The 19463-nt window shown below is 35.3% G+C and carries 21 protein-coding genes and 1 pseudogene; 12 read left to right on the top strand and 10 right to left on the bottom strand.

Going from position 1 to position 19463, the window contains the following annotated elements:
- The first annotated feature begins 140 nt into the window (after positions 1 to 140).
- Positions 141 to 1556: a rhodanese-like domain-containing protein gene (locus FT993_RS05540; protein WP_147861550.1), complete on the top strand. Its 1416-nt coding sequence runs from the start codon at positions 141 to 143 to the stop codon at positions 1554 to 1556.
- Between the two features lie 8 nt (positions 1557 to 1564).
- On the top strand, positions 1565 to 2167 hold the full coding sequence (locus FT993_RS05535) for a DUF3365 domain-containing protein (RefSeq protein WP_147861549.1): 603 nt from the start codon (positions 1565 to 1567) through the stop codon (positions 2165 to 2167).
- 73 nt (positions 2168 to 2240) lie between these two features.
- On the opposite strand, the gene FT993_RS05530 is transcribed toward FT993_RS05535, so the two are convergent.
- Both FT993_RS05530 and FT993_RS05525 read right to left on the bottom strand, forming a co-directional pair.
- Positions 2241 to 2825, bottom strand: a complete 585-nt coding sequence (locus FT993_RS05530; RefSeq protein ID WP_147861548.1) for a methyltransferase domain-containing protein — start codon at positions 2823 to 2825, stop codon at positions 2241 to 2243.
- The gene (locus FT993_RS05525; protein ID WP_255504433.1) at positions 2825 to 3238 is read right to left on the bottom strand and encodes a rhodanese-like domain-containing protein; all 414 of its coding nucleotides are present in this window, start codon (positions 3236 to 3238) and stop codon (positions 2825 to 2827) included. Before FT993_RS05525 ends, FT993_RS05530 begins: the two co-directional genes overlap by 1 nt.
- A gap of 103 nt (positions 3239 to 3341) precedes the next feature.
- Between FT993_RS05525 and FT993_RS05520 the strand changes: the two genes are divergently transcribed.
- Both FT993_RS05520 and FT993_RS05515 read left to right on the top strand, forming a co-directional pair.
- Positions 3342 to 3842: a GreA/GreB family elongation factor gene (locus FT993_RS05520; protein WP_147861547.1), complete on the top strand. Its 501-nt coding sequence runs from the start codon at positions 3342 to 3344 to the stop codon at positions 3840 to 3842.
- Positions 3832 to 4296, top strand: a complete 465-nt coding sequence (locus tag FT993_RS05515; RefSeq protein ID WP_147861546.1) for an RNA methyltransferase — start codon at positions 3832 to 3834, stop codon at positions 4294 to 4296. The genes FT993_RS05520 and FT993_RS05515 overlap by 11 nt, the downstream gene beginning before the upstream one ends.
- 171 nt (positions 4297 to 4467) lie before the next feature.
- Here FT993_RS05515 and FT993_RS05510 read toward each other — a convergent pair whose 3' ends face one another.
- Positions 4468 to 5700 carry a carboxypeptidase-like regulatory domain-containing protein gene (locus FT993_RS05510; RefSeq protein WP_147861545.1) on the bottom strand — a complete coding sequence of 411 codons (1233 nt, stop codon included), beginning with the start codon at positions 5698 to 5700 and terminating at the stop codon, positions 4468 to 4470.
- Positions 5701 to 5859: 159 nt separating this feature from the next.
- Here FT993_RS05510 and FT993_RS05505 point away from each other — a divergent pair, with 159 nt between their 5' ends.
- Positions 5860 to 6519 carry an HAD family phosphatase gene (locus tag FT993_RS05505; RefSeq protein ID WP_187240762.1) on the top strand — a complete coding sequence of 220 codons (660 nt, stop codon included), beginning with the start codon at positions 5860 to 5862 and terminating at the stop codon, positions 6517 to 6519.
- A 12-nt stretch (positions 6520 to 6531) separates the two neighbouring features.
- Positions 6532 to 8445: a M1 family metallopeptidase gene (locus FT993_RS05500; RefSeq protein WP_147861543.1), complete on the top strand. Its 1914-nt coding sequence runs from the start codon at positions 6532 to 6534 to the stop codon at positions 8443 to 8445.
- Positions 8446 to 8493: 48 nt separating this feature from the next.
- Here the strand turns inward: FT993_RS05500 and FT993_RS05495 are convergent, their stop codons facing one another.
- On the bottom strand, positions 8494 to 8727 hold the full coding sequence (locus tag FT993_RS05495; protein ID WP_147861542.1) for a hypothetical protein: 234 nt from the start codon (positions 8725 to 8727) through the stop codon (positions 8494 to 8496).
- 120 nt (positions 8728 to 8847) lie between these two features.
- On the opposite strand from FT993_RS05495, the gene era reads away from it, so the two are divergent.
- From era to FT993_RS05460, 6 genes and pseudogenes are all read left to right on the top strand, one after another.
- Positions 8848 to 9729, top strand: a complete 882-nt coding sequence (gene era, locus FT993_RS05490; RefSeq protein WP_147861541.1) for a GTPase Era — start codon at positions 8848 to 8850, stop codon at positions 9727 to 9729.
- Positions 9730 to 9798: 69 nt separating this feature from the next.
- Complete coding sequence (gene der / locus FT993_RS05485; RefSeq protein ID WP_147861540.1) at positions 9799 to 11103, top strand: ribosome biogenesis GTPase Der; 1305 nt, start codon at positions 9799 to 9801, stop codon at positions 11101 to 11103.
- Positions 11104 to 11148: 45 nt separating this feature from the next.
- Positions 11149 to 11546 (top strand): annotated as a pseudogene (locus FT993_RS12575) (type IX secretion system membrane protein PorP/SprF).
- A 95-nt stretch (positions 11547 to 11641) separates the two neighbouring features.
- Complete coding sequence (locus FT993_RS05470) at positions 11642 to 12559, top strand: DMT family transporter (protein ID WP_147861539.1); 918 nt, start codon at positions 11642 to 11644, stop codon at positions 12557 to 12559.
- A complete protein-coding gene (locus FT993_RS05465) occupies positions 12549 to 13157 on the top strand; it encodes a sugar transferase (protein ID WP_147861538.1) in 609 nt (202 codons plus the stop codon). The genes FT993_RS05470 and FT993_RS05465 overlap by 11 nt, the downstream gene beginning before the upstream one ends.
- A 68-nt stretch (positions 13158 to 13225) precedes the next feature.
- On the top strand, positions 13226 to 15994 hold the full coding sequence (locus FT993_RS05460; RefSeq protein ID WP_147861537.1) for an outer membrane beta-barrel protein: 2769 nt from the start codon (positions 13226 to 13228) through the stop codon (positions 15992 to 15994).
- A gap of 1 nt (position 15995) precedes the next feature.
- Here FT993_RS05460 and FT993_RS12285 read toward each other — a convergent pair whose 3' ends face one another.
- From FT993_RS12285 to FT993_RS05435, 6 genes are all read right to left on the bottom strand, one after another.
- Complete coding sequence (locus FT993_RS12285) at positions 15996 to 16151, bottom strand: hypothetical protein (RefSeq protein WP_187240761.1); 156 nt, start codon at positions 16149 to 16151, stop codon at positions 15996 to 15998.
- A gap of 119 nt (positions 16152 to 16270) precedes the next feature.
- The gene (locus FT993_RS05455) at positions 16271 to 17077 is read right to left on the bottom strand and encodes a YgcG family protein (protein ID WP_147861536.1); all 807 of its coding nucleotides are present in this window, start codon (positions 17075 to 17077) and stop codon (positions 16271 to 16273) included.
- On the bottom strand, positions 17077 to 17511 hold the full coding sequence (locus tag FT993_RS05450; RefSeq protein ID WP_147861535.1) for a TPM domain-containing protein: 435 nt from the start codon (positions 17509 to 17511) through the stop codon (positions 17077 to 17079). The genes FT993_RS05455 and FT993_RS05450 overlap by 1 nt, the downstream gene beginning before the upstream one ends.
- A gap of 12 nt (positions 17512 to 17523) precedes the next feature.
- Positions 17524 to 18114, bottom strand: a complete 591-nt coding sequence (locus tag FT993_RS05445) for a LemA family protein (RefSeq protein ID WP_147861534.1) — start codon at positions 18112 to 18114, stop codon at positions 17524 to 17526.
- Between the two features lie 12 nt (positions 18115 to 18126).
- Positions 18127 to 18456 carry a MerR family transcriptional regulator gene (locus FT993_RS05440; protein WP_147861533.1) on the bottom strand — a complete coding sequence of 110 codons (330 nt, stop codon included), beginning with the start codon at positions 18454 to 18456 and terminating at the stop codon, positions 18127 to 18129.
- Positions 18456 to 19430 carry a M23 family metallopeptidase gene (locus tag FT993_RS05435; RefSeq protein WP_147861532.1) on the bottom strand — a complete coding sequence of 325 codons (975 nt, stop codon included), beginning with the start codon at positions 19428 to 19430 and terminating at the stop codon, positions 18456 to 18458. Before FT993_RS05435 ends, FT993_RS05440 begins: the two co-directional genes overlap by 1 nt.
- Positions 19431 to 19463: the final 33 nt, after the last annotated feature.

Here is a 19463-nt window from a genome sequence, read left to right as displayed (position 1 = left end):
AAAGGCTTCACAAATTAGTGAAGCCTTTTTTTGTATTTTAAACTGCGCGACATACTAATGGAGTTTGTAACATTAGTCACTTAATTATTACATGATATATTGTATTTTTATCCAGAAATTTGAAAGTAAAAACGAGAATTATGAAAGTAGAACAAATTTATACCGGTTGTATAGCCCATGCGGCGTATTATATAGAAAGTAATGGCGAAGCTGCTGTTTTTGACCCATTGCGAGAAGTGCAGCCATATATCAATAGAGCCAATAAAGATAACGCAAAAATAAAGTATGTTTTTGAGACTCATTTTCACGCAGATTTTGTGAGTGGTCATTTAGATTTGCAAAAAAAGACAGGCGCTCAAATTGTATTCGGTCCCAATGCAAACCCAAATTATGATGCATTAATTGCAGAAGATAATCAAGAATTTCAAATAGGAGATTACAAAATTAAGGTGTTGCACACTCCAGGTCATACCATGGAGAGTACTACATATCTATTGATCGATGAAAATGATAAAGAGCACGGTATTATTACGGGCGATACTTTATTTATAGGTGATGTTGGTAGACCAGATTTAGCTCAAAAAGTAGCTGCAGATTTAACACAAGAAAAATTAGCAGGCCATTTATATGATTCTTTGCGCAATAAGATTATGCCATTGGCAGATGATTTGATTGTTTACCCAAACCATGGTGCGGGTTCTGCCTGTGGTAAAAATATGAGTAAAGAAACCACCGATACGCTAGGAAACCAAAAGAAGACCAATTATGCGCTACAAGAAATGACCAAAGAAGAGTTTATAGAAGCAGTTTTAGATGGTCTTACACCACCGCCGGGGTATTTTCCGCAAAATGTAATGTTGAATATTCAAGGTTACGAAAGTTTAGATGATGTGCTTACACGCGCGGATCAAGCTTTGTCTCCCCAAGAATTTGAGGCTGCGGCGAATGAAACAGGTGCACTTTTATTAGACACCCGTCAAGCGGAAGATTTTAAAAACGGTTTTATTCCTAATAGTATCAATATAGGGCTCAAAGGTAGTTTTGCTCCTTGGGTAGGCGCTATGATTCCTGATATTAAACAACCCATTCTTTTGATTGCCGAGCCAGGAACAGAGGAGGAAGCACTCACTCGTCTCTCTCGTGTTGGTTATGATTATACCGTAGGCTACCTTAAAGGAGGATTCGAAGCTTGGAAAAATTCAGGAAAAGAGGTTGATACCGTTACCCGAATAAGTCCTAAAACATTTGAAGATGAATTAAATCAAAATGGATTTAAAGTAATCGATGTGCGTAAGGCTTCAGAATTTCAAGCCGAACATATTGAAGGAGCGCTTAATATACCTTTGAGTGAAATGAACGATCATTTAGCGAGCTTTCCTAAGGATCAAGAATTTGCCGTTCATTGTGCAGGCGGTTATAGAAGTATGATTGCCGCATCAATATTGAAACAGCGTGGTTGGGATAACTTTAAAGAAGTAGCTGGAGGCTTTAATAAAATTAAAACCGAAACCAACTTGCCAACTACCCAATATGTTTGCCCTAGTACTCTAAAATAATTAATAAAATGTTTCGCAAAAAAACACTTTACTGGCTACTTTTTCTTGTTGTATTTGTTCACTGTCAACCAAATACTAAAAATAAGGAGGTTGCTAAAGAGCAAAAAGAAGCAATCTCTCAAGAAGAGGCTTTAGAAATAGGGCAGAATTTAGCCATAGCCTCCCAACAAGTATTGGGTAAAAATTTAAAGCTTGCAATTGAAAAAGGAGGTGTTTTAGGAGCGATAACTTTTTGTAACACAGCAGCTATAAAGCTAACAGACAGTATGTCTATAGCCCATAAACACTCTATTAAAAGGATAAGTGATAAACCGAGAAATCAGATGAATCAAGCTTCTGGAGCAGAGGAAAAACTTATAGCAGCTTATTCAAAAGATCTAGCTACGGGTAAAAATATAAGACCTAGTGCATTTAAAAAAGAAAATGGGGGTTATCGTTATTATCAGCCTATTGTTAGCAATAAACTATGTTTGAATTGCCACGGTGTTGTGGGGCAACAGGTAAACGAAAAGACTTTTACTCAAATCAAAGCGCTTTATCCAAATGATAAAGCCACCGGCTATGCTGCCAACCAAATACGTGGCTTGTGGTCAATTGATATTGAAAAGTAAAATGTATAATTTTATTCGAAAAAAAAAGATCGGTTGTAACAACCGATCTTTTTTTTGATATACTTTTATACTTTTACTTCGGTGATAACTTTATAAACAATTCGTTACCTAAGCGAGGTTTGATTGAATTATAGCACGTCTCCATAATTTCAAGATTAAAGTACTTAGAAAACAAGACTTTATATTCCTTTTTATTTCCTCCAAATGGAGGCTTGTCATTATTTAAAGTAGCGTCAAACAACAAACCTACAAGGTGCCCAGAAGGCTTTAAAAGCTGACTCATGTTTTCTGCATATTTAAATCTTAAATTTGGATTTAAAGCGCAAAAAAAAGTTTGTTCAAAAATTAAATCAAAGCGGTCTTTCAATTCAAAAAAATCAGTATGTAATAAATGATGGTCGGGAAAAGAAGGAACTCGTCTTTTTAAATTTAACAAGGGAGTCTCAGATAAATCGGCAACATAAACTTTTTTAAACCCTTTTCCATATAAATATTCCGCCTCATAAGCATTGCCACCTCCTGGAATTAGAATTTTTAAATCTTTATCTTCTAATTGATCAAAGTAAGCTTTTAATGGAGGCGATACCTGCCCTAAATCCCAACCGGTTTCTTGATTTTTATATTTGGCCGTCCAAAATCGAGCGTCTAATTTTTCCATTAATTTGCCCAGTTTAAATAACCACCTTCTAAATCATAAATTTCTTTAAACCCCATTTTAACTAATTTCTTGGCAGCGGCTTGGCTTCGCGCTCCAGAGCGGCAGAATAGGTAAACAGGCTTGTCTTTATCTAACGCTGCGAATTTTGAGTCAAAAGTTTTTGGTTGCTTATAATCTATAAGTTGGGCGTTTTTTATAGTGCCCTCTTGATATTCGCTAGGTGTTCTCACATCAACCAATTGCACTCCTTTTTTTTCAATAGCCTTAGCAAATTCAGTCTTAGACAATATGTAAATGCTACCATCCACATGCTTTTCTATTTCTTGGGTCATATTAGCTTCATTAGTGCTCTTTTGACCGCATCCTAAAAGGCTTAAATTGGCTATTGCAAGAGTGAATAGTATTTTTTTCATAACAAGGAATTTAGCTGTAAATGTAAACAAATATAAATAGCCTAAACGTAACTCAGGTTACACTTAATATTATTTGTATCTTTAAAGTTACAAAATAAAGACGATGAGTAGAGGGTTTGTTAAAGAGGAAGATCAGGAGGAAGCTCCATTTATACCACCTAGAGCGGCTTTACCTAATGGTGTTGTAAATTATGTCACGCCAAAGGGTTATGATTTATTGCAGTTAGAAAAAAATGAACTTGAAGAGCAAAAAAAAAATTTAGATAAAGTCAATGAGACGGAATACCGCAGAAATTCAGCGGTAATTGATGGTAAAATGAAACTTTTGAACGATCGCCTTCGCAGTGCTAAAATTATAGACTTAAAACAGCAGCCTAGAGATGAAGTTCGGTTTGGAGCGTACGTAAAATTTTTGCTTGAAGACAAAACTCAAAACTTACAAATTGTTGGAGTAGATGAAGCTGATTTAAAACAACAAAAAATTGCATTTATTGCCCCTTTAGCTAGGGTTTTAAATGGACTTAAAGTAGGGGAATCTTCTGAGTTTTCTCTTGGTAATAAAACTAAAAAAGTTCAAATTCTAGCTATTAAGTATGCAAAATAATAATTTAGAGCAGGGTTATTTTGGTATTGGCATACAAAATGGGAAAACACCAGAAAATCTGGGTGTGTTATGGCGATCTGCCCAAAACCTAGGAGCAAGTTTCATTTTTACCATTGGCAATAGGTATCATAAGCAAGCTTGCGATACGCATAAGGCTGTAGGAGCAATGCCTTATTTTCACTATGATTGCTTTACAGATTTCTATAAGCACTTACCAAAAAGTGCCTTGTTAATTGGAGTAGAACAGGATAAAAACGCTAAAAAATTAGAAAATTTTAAGCATCCTAGGCGTGCAGTATATTTGTTAGGAGCCGAAGATCACGGCCTAACAAAGGAAGCTATAAAAGCCTGTCATTTACTCGTCGAGTTTAATTCCGCTTTAAGCTTAAATGTTGCGGTGGCAGGGAGCATTGTTATGTATGATCGAAACACAAAGGGCACCCACATTTATTGATTTATAAATAAATCTAGCCTTATAAAAACCTTTTATATTCCTTTTTTCTGTTTTAGGATATTTGATTTCGATGCGATTGAAAAACCTTTCACATTGCAAAAATCTTTCGTGCTAGAATAGGTTAGATTAAATGAATCAATCAATAAAGAACTTATATTAATCTTTTTAAAATTATAGTTGAGCTCTAATTTTTTCAATAGCATTTAAAATACTTTTATCGGGCTCAATGATGTTATTTTTACCCCAAAAAGTAGCATCTTCAAAACCTGATCTATCGTCTATTAAAATATAATCTTCTCGTATATAATCTTTGCGGTCTAAATTAAAGTTTTTTTGTTGGTGTTTTGTAACCAGTAGTTCACTTTGACTAAAATATTTGGTATTAAAGAGTTTTCCTTTTTTATTAACCGTAAATTCAGCCATAACTTGGCTGTACCCGAATCGCCAAATATTTTGATCACGAAAATAATGCACTTCATAATTTATTTGTTCAGGGTACACTTTAACTTTACGAGGTCTTTTGCTTACAAAATATCGGGCGGCTTTTTTTCGATCCTCTACATTTAAGGTATAATGCAACTGGACTAAAACTTGCTCTTTTTCATGAATAAAGAATGATCCAGAGAACCATACGTCACCTTTTATTTTCTCTTTAAACCCTATTTCAAGTACTGGCTCGCTAGATAATTGGGTCCTGCCTAAGAATTTAAGTTCTAACAATTCAAGGGCTTGCGTATCAAAAAATTTATCGTTGTAAGTTATAATATCGGTGTAAAGTGCAGCATAAGGTCCGCCTTGCATTTTAAAAGCTAAGGTGTCTAAACGGTCGTAGTCAGTTATTTTTCGAGCTTTGTAGATCGCTATTTTGTCATTTTTAAAAGATTTTTCACCAGGCCGCACTAGCCTAATTACACTTTCAGCTAAACTAACAGGACGTTTTGATTTCTTGATGGTTTCCCGATAAAAGGCAGTTTGAAATTGAGTATTTTCTTTGGTGAATTTTTTATGTGCTGCTATACTTTTTTTAACCAACTCCTGTAAATTTTGTACACTAAACATTTCAACGGCCGGCAGCATGTTGGTCTGGCTATTTAAAAATATTTTGATTGGTTGGGTTTTAGTAATTTCGTTTAAACTAATTTTTTTTGATTTAAAACCTAAGGCATTAACGGTTAAAAAAGCTGTACCCTGCAGTTTATTATACTTTAGTTTAAAATAACCCTCGGCATTAGTAACAGTATTAATATTCAATTCTTGAATTTCTACTTGGGCTTGTGCAACAGGTTTTTGGTTAGATTGGTCGTAAACATAACCCGCAACTTCTGAGTTATTTTGAGCTGTAGAATCAAATCCGTAAAATAAAGAAATGATAAAAGTAAGGTAGATAAATTTATTTTGAAACATTTTATTTTATTTTAAAAATACGTTATTTTAAAAAATTAGCAGTTAATTTTAACAGTTTTAAACGCTTGTTGATGAGTGTTTTAAGGGGGTGTTGTGAAGATTGAATTTAGATATTTTTTTCTTTTTTAATTAGAGGGCTTATCTTCACCAAAAAAAATTGTGGTAAAAGCGATATTATTTGATATGGACGGTGTAATTGTAGATACAGAACCTTTACACCATAAAGCCTATTACGGGATGTTTGACGAGATAGGCATTAAGGTTCCTGAAACTTTGTACCAAACGTTTACAGGTCAATCTACTTTGTATGTTTGTCAACAACTTTGCAAGCATTTTGACCTTCCACATAAACCTACTGATTTGGTATTGAAAAAGAGAAGCATTTTTAAAGCTTTATTTGCTACAGACCCTAGTTTACAGTTAATTTCTGGAGTTGAGAAGTTAATAAAACATTATCACGAGGCTGGACTACAATTGGTTTTAGCTTCATCGGCATCTATGGGTACTATTAATAGTGTTTTTGATAGGTTTGGGCTTAATCCCTATTTTGTAGATAAATTGAGCGGGGCAGATTTAAAAGCTTCGAAACCACACCCAGAGATTTTTCTTAAAGCATCACAAAGCGCAGGAGTTAAGCCAGAGCATTGTGTGGTTATAGAAGATTCTACAAACGGTATTAAAGCAGCTAAAGCGGCAAATATCTTTTGTGTTGCGTTTAAAAGTCCGCACTCAAAAAATCAAGATTACTCTGAAGCAGACCATATAACTTCTGATTTTAATCAAATCACCCTCCCTTATTTAAATCAATTTTTCAACTAATAATTATCAACTATGAAATTTAATTTTTCTTATTTTTTGTTGCTAAATTTTGTATTTCTCATCTTTTCTCAAGAACAGAATGCACAAAATAATCAGCAGCATTTTGATGAGTTTATGCAAACTCCTTCTACCCTTTATCGTACAGCATCTGGTAAGCCAGGACCAGCTTATTGGCAAAATCAAAATGATTATGAAATAACGGTATCACTTGACGAAAAAAACCATCGGTTAAAGGGGAAGGTTACTATTACTTATACCAACAACAGTCCAGAAAAACTTGATTTTATTTGGTTGTTTTTAGAGCAAAATAGGTTTACTTCAACATCAAGAGGAACTTTAACCACGCCTATACAAGGAAACCGTTATAACGGAGATGTTGAAGGAGGTTACGATCTTGGTCAAGTTAAAGTAAATGGAGAAAAAGCTAAATACTCAATATCTGATACACGAATGCAAGTTTTCTTGCCAGAATCTTTAGCGGCAAATGGCGGATCTACAACTATAAGTATGAACTTCGCTTATAAAATCCCAGTAAAAGGAATGGACCGAATGGGAAGACTTGAAGTACAGCAAGGTACTATTTATGCTTTAGCGCAATGGTTCCCTAAAGTAGCTGTGTTTGACGATGTGAGCGGATGGAATATAGAGCCTTATTTAGGGGCTGGAGAGTTTTATTTGGGTTATGGAAATTATGACTATAAAATTACAGTACCTTATAATCACACTGTTGTTGCATCGGGTAGGTTAATGAACCCAAAAGAAGTTTTAAATAAAAAAGTATATAAAAGATATCAAAAAGCTCAAGAAACCGAAGAAACAACCTATTTAATAGAACCAAGCGAGGTAGGTTCTCGAAGAGTACTTAATAAACGAAAGGGTACCCAAACATGGCATTTTAAGATGGAGAATACTAGAGATATCGCTTTTGCTTCTTCATCGGCCTTTATTTGGGATGCTGCCAACATAAAATTAGCTTCGGGTAAAAATGTTATGGCACAATCGGTTTATCCAGCAGAAAGTGATGGTGAAGAGGCTTGGAGCCGAAGCACTGAGTATACTCAAGAATCAATTAGATTCTACGCAGACACTTATTTTGATTACCCCTATGCTACGGCTATTAATGTTGCTGCAGATGTAGGAGGTATGGAATATCCAGGGGTGAGCTTTTGTAGTTATAAAAGTAAAGGTGCAAGTCTTTGGGGCGTGACAGATCACGAATTTGGACACAATTGGTTCCCTATGATTGTAGGATCAAACGAACGTTTACATGCGTGGATGGACGAAGGTTTCAACACTTTTATCAACCATTATAGCACGTTGAATTTTAATAATGGTGAGTATCCTGCAGATTTTACCAACGGTAGAGTTATAAACCCTTACCTTAAATTTCCTGGTAGAGAATCTATTAACACCTACCCAGATGCTACCAATTTACGTAATTTAGCCTATACAGCATATTATAAACCAGCTATAGGTTTAATCATGTTGCGTGAATATATTATAGGAGAAGAGCGTTTTGATTATGCTTTTAAATCCTATATCAAAACTTGGGCATTTAAACATCCACGTCCTCAAGATTTCTTTGCGCATATAGAAAATGCAAGTGGAGAGAGTCTTAACTGGTTCTGGAAAAATTGGTTTTATACCAATAATAATATCGATATAGCGGTGGTAGATGTAACTAATAAAGAGCACGGAGCACTAATTAGTCTTGAAAATAAGGGGGAAATTCCTATGCCAGTAGCTTTGAAGGTAAGTTATGCAGATGGTTCATACGATACCGTTCGTTTACCGGTTGAAATTTGGCAACGCGGTAATGATTGGGATTATTTTCACGAAACCTCAAAAAAGGTTACTGTGGTAGAATTTGATCCTAAAAAACAAGTAGCTGATATTGATGGCTCAAACGATTCCTGGGGTAAATAACGCATCAATTAATTAAAAAAAACCGGAATTTTTAATTCCGGTTTTTTTTTACCTAAATTTTTCACCCGGCGCCATGGGAGCATCCTCATAACCATCAGCAAATGTTTTTGTAGTAGAGTAATTGTCAATTAAAACATGGTAAACAGCCATTACTAATGCAAGTTGCCCAAGCACGGTTAAATAAAATACCCAAGTAAAAGCAATATCCATGGCGGCAAAAATAGTTACCGTTAATAAAATAAACGTTGTTATCGCTAAAAGCGGAAGACCTAAATTTTTCATTTTTTATTTTAAAGTACTTAAAATTAATGAGTTGTACCCTTTAAAAAATGATAATGTTTTCTAAAAATAGTAATACCTCTACTTATTTTTTATATTATACCTTTGTAAAAAAATTAAATTATGGCGCATAAAGCAGGATTTGTAAATATTATTGGCAATCCCAATGTGGGAAAATCAACTCTCATGAACGCATTTGTGGGAGAGCGCCTATCAATCATCACCAGTAAAGCACAAACTACTAGACATCGTATTTTAGGAATAGTAAATGGTGAAGATTTTCAAGTAATTTTAAGCGATACACCGGGTATAATTAAACCTGCTTATCAACTTCAAAGCTCAATGATGGATTTTGTTAAATCTGCCTTTGAAGATGCAGATATTTTAATTTATTTGGTTGAATTGGGCGAAAAAGCATTAAAAGATGAACAGTTTTTTAAAAAGATTGTTCACGCTAAAATCCCTGTACTTTTATTATTGAATAAAGTAGATCAGGGTACGCAGCAACAAGTAGAAGAACAAACAAAATTATGGAAAGAACAAGTGCCTAATGCAGAAATTTTTGCTATTTCAGCCCTAGAAAATTTTGGTGTTCAAGAAGTGTTTAAACGCATTGTTGAATTACTGCCAGAATCACCAGCCTTTTACCCTAAAGACGCATTAACCGATAAACCTGAACGTTTTTTTGTAAACGAAATAGTTAGAGAAAAAATACTATTGCATTATAAAAAAGAAATTCCTTATAGCGTTGAAATTGAAACTGAAGAGTTTTTTGAAGATGAAGAGATCATACGTATGCGATGTGTGATAATGGTTGAGCGTAGCACACAAAAAGGAATAATAATTGGGCACAAAGGATCAGCTATTAAGCGAGTAGGTATGGAAGCTAGAAAAGATTTAGAGCGTTTTTTTGGCAAGCAAGTACACATAGAGTTGTATGTAAAGGTCAACAAAAATTGGCGAAGTGATGATCGTCAATTAAAACGCTTTGGATACAATAAATAAACTAATACTAAAAAATTATAGGTAGCCTAAGCTTTTACACCTATTTTTGCAGCATCAAAAATACAAGAAATGAGTAATATAGTAGCCATTGTAGGAAGGCCTAATGTAGGTAAATCTACTTTTTTTAATCGTTTAATTCAACGCCGCGAAGCCATTGTTGATTCGGTAAGTGGGGTGACGCGAGATAGACATTACGGAAAGTCTGATTGGAATGGAAAAGAATTTACGGTTATAGATACTGGAGGCTACGTGATAGGGAGTGAAGATGTTTTTGAAGCTGAAATCGATAAACAGGTTGAGCTTGCTATTGATGAAGCAGATGTGATAATTTTTGTGGTCGATGTAGAAACTGGGGTTACTCCAATGGATGAAGATGTAGCCAAATTATTACGCAAGGTAAATAAACCTGTTTTTCTAGCTGTTAACAAAGTAGATAGCGGAAAAAGAGAAGATCAAGCGATGGAGTTTTACACGCTTGGGTTGGGAGAGTATTATAGCATTGCAGGAATTAACGGTAGCGGTACTGGCGATTTGCTAGATGCTGTTGTAGCAGCTTTTCCAGAAAAAGAGGAACAAGAGGATGAAAATCTACCACGTTTTGCCGTTGTAGGTCGCCCCAATGCAGGGAAATCATCTTTTATAAATGCTTTGATTGGAGAAGAGCGTTATATAGTTACCGATATAGCAGGTACTACGAGAGATTCTATAGATACAAAATACAATCGTTTTGGTTTTGAATTTAATTTGGTAGATACTGCTGGTATCCGACGCAAATCTAAAGTTAAAGAAGATATCGAGTTTTACTCGGTTATGCGAAGTGTGCGAGCTATAGAGCATTCAGATGTATGTTTATTGATTGTAGACGCTAGTCGAGGCTTTGATGCACAAGTGCAAAATATTTTTTGGTTGGCTCAACGCAATCGTAAAGGCATTGTAATTTTAGTGAATAAATGGGATTTGGTTGAGAAAGAAACCAATACCATGAAAGATTTTGAAGCTAAAATTAGAAAGGAAATTGAACCGTTTACCGATGTGCCTATCGTTTTCATTTCTGTTTTGAACAAACAACGTATTTTTAAAGCTATAGAAAAAGCCGTTGAGGTATACCATAACCGAAGTAAGAAAATAAAAACGCGCACCTTAAATGATGTGTTGTTGCCAATAATTCAAAACAATCCGCCACCAGCTTATAAAGGGAAATATGTGAAAATAAAATTTATAACACAATTGCCCACGCCACAACCTCAATTTGCCTTTTTCTGTAATCTACCACAATACGTTCGTGATCCCTACAAAAGATTTTTAGAGAATAAATTGAGACAAGAATTTGATTTTAGCGGTGTGCCTATTTCAGTATATCTGAGAAAAAAGTAAATATTTAATAAATAGTGTTAAAAAACAGGTTTAAAAGACAGTTTAATTGTCTCTAAGTCTGTTTTTTTAAAATTTAATGAAGTAAGTGTCTCTACCTATACCAATAAAGCTCATATCTATTTTTTAGGCGGTTATGTATTTCCCCTTGAGAACGAAGTTCAATTAAAACCTGCTTTTTTAATTAAAGCGGTTAGCGGTGCACCTCTAGCAATAGACTTGTCTAGGAATATTTTTTTTTAGAGCGTTGGAACCTGGGTGCATCTTATCGATTAAACGCGGCCTTTACTGCTTTGGCGGGTTTTTGTATAACAGATGAATTGACTTTAGGTTATGCTTATGACAACGAAACTACCATCATAAGCAAGTATAGCAGTGGCTCTCACGAAGTTTTTTTGCAGTTTGAGTTATGGAGCAGATATAGAAACCGATTCAGGTGCTTTTAAAATTAGCGCTTTAATAAAGCATTGGGCTTAAAAATAAAAAAATCGTTTGCCAGCTTTTTTTAATCCATTACATTTATTGTATTAAACTGAGCCACATGAAAAATCAAAAGCAGGCTATGGCTTATGCCGGAATAGCGGTTTTACTATGGAGTACCGTAGCCACAGGTATGAAACTTGCCTTGGATAGTTTTGACTATTTACAATTACTCTTTTGGTCCTCAGGAACAGCAGTGTTGGTTTTGGCTATAATATTGGTAGTAAAGAAGAGATTCTTTCAACTCTTTAAACTCCCCGCTAAAGCTATTTTTAAGTCTGCTTTATACGGTGGAATAAATCCCTTTTTGTATTATATCGTACTTTTTAAAGCTTACGATTTATTGCCGGCTCAAGAAGCACAAGCACTTAATTATACTTGGCCCATAATGTTTAGTCTATTAGCCATTCCGCTTTTAAAGCAAAAGATGACACCAAAAAATTTATTGGCTATAGGCATCAGTTTTGTAGGAGTTCTGATTATTGCCACACGTGGTAATTTGGTGAACTTGTCCTTTTCAAATTTACAAGGAGTTTTGTTTGGGTTGGGTTCAGCAATTATCTGGGCTGCATTCTGGATTTTTAACATTAAAGATGAGCGTGAAGAATTGAGTAAATTATTCCTCAATTTTTGTTTTGGCTTTGTCTATATTGCAATTAGTGTTTACTTCTTTTCAGACTTCACAATGGATTATGGTGTAGGTTTGTGGAGTGCAGTATATGTGGGTTTGTTTGAAATGGGCATCACTTTTATAATTTGGTCTATTGCGCTTAAAAAATCATATTCTGCTGCAGGAGTGAGTAAGTTGGTGTATTTGGTTCCTTTTTTGTCGCTTGTAGTCATCTATTTAATTTTAAAAGAGCCAATAGGATTACCTACTTTAATGGGATTATTTTTAATTATTAGCGGCTTGGTGTACGATAAAATCAGTTTTAGGCAACTACGCTTTTCGCGGAATCGAAAACAAGATGAAAAATAATTTAAGTACTAGCGAAAAATGGGTAAAACGCGGTGTAGATTTAATAGCCTCTCTGGTGGGAATAGGCCTACTTTCCCCAATATTGATTTTAGGTTTTATTTTAGCCAGTTTGAGCACAAATCAAAACGGAATTTACAGAAGCAAGCGAATAGGTCAATTTGGTAAAGAATTTTATATTTTAAAATTAAGGAGTATGCGCAGAATCGAGGGGGTTGAAACTTCAGTAACCACAACTCGGGATCCTCGTATTACAGGTATTGGTGCATTTTTAAGAAAATACAAAATAGATGAGCTACCACAATTGTTTAATGTGCTGCTAGGCCAAATGAGTTTGGTAGGACCAAGGCCAGATGTAACAGGCTTTGCCGATAATCTTACCGATAATAATGCTAAAATATTATTGCTAAAACCGGGCATTACGGGTTTGGCCACCTTGGCTTTTAAAAATGAAGAAGAACTTTTGGCGCGGCAAAACGACCCTATAGCATACAATCGTGAGGTGATTTGGCCCGAAAAAATTAGATTAAACAAATATTACCTAGAGAACTATAGTTTGACTTTAGATATTAAGATTCTTTTTAAAACGGTTTTTACATAGTGGTTACCCTTATCAGGGTTTTAAATATTTTATTGTAAATTATATGATTTTTATCTTAAATAATCGATATGCCTACTAAGCACTTAAAACACAGACGCATTTTAGTACTTTTTATTCTATTTATAGGCTCAATGAGTTTTGCGCAAGAATACCATGACTTTCTAGTAGAAGGAAGTTTAATCGATGATAATGAGAGGCCCTTGGAGTCGGCTACTATATATATAGAAGAGCCCAACGGTACTTTAGTAGATTATACCCTTAGTAATAAGGAGGGAAGATTTGAAATTGCAGGAAAAGTACAAAACGATAGTTTGTTCTTGTTTGTTAGCTACACCGGATTTTTACCGGTAAAGCAATTACTAGACTTAAAAAAGCAAAGTAACTGGAGTTTCAATAACTTGCAAATGAAAATTGATGATAAAACCTTAGAGGAGGTATTAGTTCAAGCGCAAGCAGCACCGGTTACGGTAAAGACAGACACTTTGGAGTTTAATGCCGCTTCATTTAAAACAAAGGCAAATGCCAATCTTGAAGACGTGCTTAAAAAATTACCTGGAGTAAGCGTTAACAACGCAGGTGAAATCAGTATTAACGGTAAACCAGTTGCTAAGATTCTAGTGAATGGCAAATCTTTTTTTGGTGACGACCCCAAAATAGCCACTAAAAATTTACCTAAGGAACTTATCAACAAAATCCAAGTGGTAGACACCAAAACAAAAACCGAAGAATTTACAGGTAAAGAAGGTGATAGTCAAAATAAGACGCTTAATATAACTATAGACGAAGATAAAAATAAAGGTTATTTCGCTCGAATCACCGCGGGTATAGGTACAAAAGACCGTTACGAAGCAAGCGGAATTGCCAATTATTTTAAAAATAATTTTCGCTTAAGTGTATTGGGAGGGTCTAATAATATTAACTCTTCAGGCTTTAGTTTCGATGAAATTTATGATGCTATGGGGAGAAACGCATATAGTATTTCACGCAGTAGCAATGGCAGTTTCAGTATTAATGGAAACTCTTTTGGAGGGGGTAGTTCGGGTATTACCCAAACCTACAACGCTGGTTTTAACCTAGTAGAGGAATGGGCAGAGCAAACAGAATTGGAGACAGATTACTTTTTTAATCGCAGCAACACCGAGACTAAAACAAAAATTAACCGAGAGAACATATTACCCGATCGCATTTTTTTTAATGAGTCAAGTTCTATTTCTCAACGGGAAAACGATAATCACCGCGCAAGTTTTGATTTTAGTTTTCGCCCAGACTCGCTTACGCGGATTTCGTTTCGTCCTAATTTCTCTTACAACAAAGGAAAGTCACAAAGCGATTCTGAAACCAAATCCTTTCAAGAAAATTTTGCCGTTTTAAATCAAGCAGAAACAAGAAATGATACCGAGATAGAACAACTCAATTTTGCCGCTAGGTTAGGTGCTAGCCGAAGACTAGATACGCTGGGAAGTTATGTAAATGTTAATCTTAATTACACCAATAATACTACAGACAATCAACAATTGTTTTATTCACTGCGACAAATTTTTGATGATAATGGAGGTGTTTCCGATACAGATTTACAAGACCAGCGCATAAAAGAAAATACAGATGCGAAAACTTTTAATACCGGGCTTGGCGCACGTATAGCTTTACCCAAAAAAATCTTCTTAGATGTAGAATATACCCTCAATTACTCAAAGTCTATAAATGAGCGTTTGGTTTACGATAATAGCACTAAAGATTTTTTGCTAGACTTAAGTAATGATTTCAAAACCAGTAGTTTAAAGCATCGACCCAGTTTGGGTATGGTTTACCGGAGTAAAAAATTAAGGGCCTCACTATCTGCTGGGGTAGAACAACTTAGTTTAACCAATAAAGATCATTTTAGCGGCAATCGTTTTGAGAGTAATTTTACTAACTTTTATTCAGACCTTTACTTAAGGTACAAGATAAACCAAGCGGCTTCTGTTTATTTCAATTACGAGAGTCAACAAAACGCACCAAGTATCAATCAACTGCAACCGGTTGAAAACAGAACAAACCCTTTAAATATTATACAGGGTAACCCAAATTTAAAGCCTAATTTAACTCATAATTTTTACTTTAGTTTTAATAATTATAACTACAAAACTAAATCGGGTTTATATACCTATGCTGGTGCAGATTTTATTCAAGATAAAGTAACCAGCATTAGTCAGACCAATGAAGAACTGATTCGTGAAACCAGTTACACCAATGTGAATGGTGCGTATTCTGCATTTGGGGGTGCTAATTATAGCTTTATGTTTTCTAAAAAAGAGTTTTACAATTTAAAACTCCGTTTGGGTTTAAGCGGTGCCTTTAGTAGAGACGTTGGTTTTAGTAATGCAGTTGAGTTTGTTACCAAAGACTCAAGGTTATCGCCAAGTGTAAAATTAGATGTTGATTTTACAGATATTCTACAGCTTACCCCTTATTACGAAATAAATTTTCAAAATGCTAAATACAGTTTACCTACGCGCAGTAATGAGCGTTTTGTGAATCATGAACTTGGCGTTGAAGTAACTAGCTTCTGGCCCAAAAATCTCATATTTGGAAATGACATATCCTACCAGCGCCTAGGAAATGTAAGCCCGGGCTTTACCAATAATTTTATTTTATGGAATATGAGCTTGGGCTATCAATTCTTTGATGAAAAAGCTACTTTTAAAGTCAAGGTTTTTGATGTTTTAGACCAAAATATAGCTACTCGCAGACAAACCGGTGAAGACTTTATTCAAGACACCCAAGAGTTGGTTTTAGAGAGATATATGATGTTCAGTTTGACTTTTAAGCTAGATAAATTTGGTAAAAACAAAGGCTAAATCATAAATTCATCTCTTTATGAAATAGAGTTTTGTTGGCATAATACGGGTTAGATGAGGTTATTTCTTTCATCCAGGTGATAAAACTGCTTGATTTTCGTTTAAAAGTGAATCCGAGTGCTTGCACCCGTAATTCCTGCGGTGGATTAGTTTTCATAATTAAAGATTGTTAGTTAGTTGCCGAAAATTACAACTAAACTGACTAATCCCGAAAAATTTAATGAAAATCCTTTCTTAAAATTGATTAAAAGCTTGATAATTAAGACGAATTGACTTTTACCAGCTGCCGCCGGCTCCACCACCGCCAAAACCGCCACCGCCGAAGCCGCCACCAAAACCGCCACCGCCAAAGCCTCCACCTGAACCAAAACCGCCAGAAGATCCTCCGCCAAAACCGCGGCCCATGCTGCTTAAAATGAGTATATCAAGTAGTGAATCTGCCCCAGATTTACGGCCTCCGTTTCTGCCACCACCATTACGATTCTTAATGACAGAGAGTATAATAATTACGATAAAGAAAATAATTATAAAAAAACCAACTCCAGAATTTCCTGAGCTAGATCTCTTTTTTGGAGTTTTATAAGTGCCACTTAGAACTTGCATTACAGCAGTAGTACCAGCATCTAAACCGGCATAAAAATTACCTCGCTTAAAATGTGGAATAATAATTTGATCTATAATTTCCTTTGTACGATAATCGGTTAAATATTGTTCAAGACCGTAGCCAGTTGTTATCCATAATTTGCGTTCTTTTTTTGCCATTAAAATGAGCAAGCCATTGTCTTTTTTATTGTCCCCAATTCCCCATTTATGGGCCCACTCGGCGGCAAATGTGCCAATGTATTCTCCGTTTAAGGTGTTGATAGTAACTACCACAATCTGGGTTGAGGTTGTATCGGCGTACTTGATGAGTTTCTGTTTTAAAGCCGATTCTTCAGATGGGCTTAAAAGCTCTGCAGCATCGTAAACACTAGTTGCAACCTTGGGTTTGGCTGGTAGATTAAGCTGTGCAAAACCATAGTGGGTAGGCAATAAAAAGCCTAATAAAAAAATATACCGGAAGATCTGTTTTTTATTGAACATTATTTGCCTTTTGAGATTTCATCAGACAATTCATTTACATCATCTGCCTGGTAGGGGAAATAGTTTTGTAATTGCTCACCGGCCTTTAAAATACCAGCTATCAATCCTTGTTTAAATTCAGCCTTTTTAAAATACTCAATGACTAATTCTTTGGTCGACTCCCAAAAATTTGCTTCAACACGGTCGTTAATTCCCTGATCGCCTAGTATATAAAATAAATGATCTTCAAGAGCAATATAAAACAGAACTCCATTTTTTTGTTCGGTTTGGTGCATCTCAAGTTTTTCAAAAACCTCCTTGGCTCTTTCAAATGCAGGACCCTTACATTTACTTTCTAGATGCACGCGTATCTCGCCAGAAGTGTTCTTCTCGGCTGCTTTTATCGCATTGATAATTTCATTTTCGTCTTGTTGAGTAAAAAGCTGAATAGCCATGAGAAATAAAGATTAAAATTCTACAGTAGGAGCTTGTTCTGCACCTTCAACTGCTTCAAATGCAGTCATCTTATCAAACCCAAAAAAGCCAACAACTAGATTGTTAGGAAATTTTCTAATAAAGGTATTGTATAATTTCACCGCTTCATTGTATCGTTTTCTTTCTACATTGATACGGTTCTCTGTTCCTTCTAGCTGAGACTGCAATTGCTGATAGTTTTGCGTAGCTTTTAATTCTGGGTAGCGTTCTACGCTCACAAGTAATTTTGATATTGCAGAACTTAATCCGTCTTGAGCTTGTTGAAAATTAGCGATTGCTTCTGGAGAAAGGTTATCTGCATCGATATTTACCGAGGTAGCTTTAGCACGAGCTTGAATAACTTGGGTAAGTGTTTCTTGTTCAAAATCTGCTGCACCTTTCACCGTATTTACCAAATTAGGAATTAGGTCATTTCTTCTTTGGTAGGCATTTTCTACATTAGACCAAGCGGTTTTGGCTTCTTCCTGTTTTTCAACAGCTGTGTTATACGTTCCGCCAAATAACGAATAAGCTATGAAGCCAATGATGGCGATTACAATAACGGGAATTAACCATTTTTTCATGATTTCTTTTGTTTAAAGTTGATTTTTTATTTGAATTAATTGTTCTTTAATATGGTTAAGACGCTTAATCATTTCATAGTTATTTAGGGGCTTTCTTTTTTCAGCTTTAAGCTGAATTTTCGCGCCCTCTAAGGTGAAGCCACGTTCTTTAACCAGATGATAAATTTTTTCTAGATTTTTAATGTCTTCTGGAGTAAATTTCCGATTTCCTTTAGCGTTTTTTTTAGGCTTTAAAATGTCAAATTCTTTCTCCCAAAAGCGAATAAGCGAAGTATTTACTTCGAATGCCTCGGCTACCTCGCCAATGCCATAATACATTTTTTTTGGTAACTCAACCGCCATTAGTCTAAAGATTGATTTTCTAAGGTAGATTGGTTTAACATAATATCATATTCTTCTGCCGTTAAATCGCCGTGGTAATAATTTATAGGATTAACAACCTTTCCGTTTTTATGCACCTCATAGTGCAAATGCGCTCCTGTTGATAAACCGGTGTTTCCTACCTTGCCGATCACCTCGCCTCTTTTAACTTTTTGACCTTCCCGAACCTCAAAAGCACTAAGATGGGCATAATAGGTTTCGTAGCCAAAGCCATGGTCAAGAATAATTAAATTACCAAAGCCTCTGCTTCTTCTGGCTTTTTTAACCGTAGCATCACCTGTAGCAAATACGTCGGTTCCTTTTTTTGCGGTAAAATCCATACCATTATGCATCTTGCGGTATTTGAGGATGGGATGCATACGCATTCCGTAGCCTGAAGCCATGCGGGTTAAATTTTCGTTTTTTATGGGTTGTATGGCCGGAATGGCAGTAAGTAATTTTTCTTTTTCTTTGGCCAATTTCACGATTTCATCTAGAGATTTGGACTGCACAACTATTTGTTTCTGCAAGATGTCCATTTTTTTATGCGTCTCAATAATCAAATCTGAATTATCAAATCCATTGAGGTATTGGTAGCGGTTTACTCCGCCAAATCCTGCTTTGCGCTGTTCTTCGGGAATTGGATTGGCCTCAAAATAAACCCGGTAAATATTGTTGTCTCGATGCTGTACATCGGCTAGGACCTCTTGAGCTAAATCAATTTTTTTATTTAAAACCGAATATTGAATTTTTAAATTATTGAGTTCACGTTTGAGTGCTTTCTCTTTTGGCGTCTCAATTTGCGGGATATTAAAATAGATTATCAATAAAATAAAGCCTGCTAAAAAAGAACTCGCAATCCCCAATGCAATTAGCCCAATTCTCCTACCTGGTTTTCGTTCTATCTTTTTATACGACAAACTTTCGTTGTCGTAATAATATTTTACCTTCGACATTGTTTGAAATTATGCTATTTTTGCAAACGTTTT

The organism is Mesonia sp. HuA40, assembly GCF_008017835.1.
Taxonomy (GTDB): domain Bacteria; phylum Bacteroidota; class Bacteroidia; order Flavobacteriales; family Flavobacteriaceae; genus Mesonia.
Note: the sequence above shows the minus strand (reverse complement) of the source record. Positions and strands in the feature narration are given on the sequence as shown.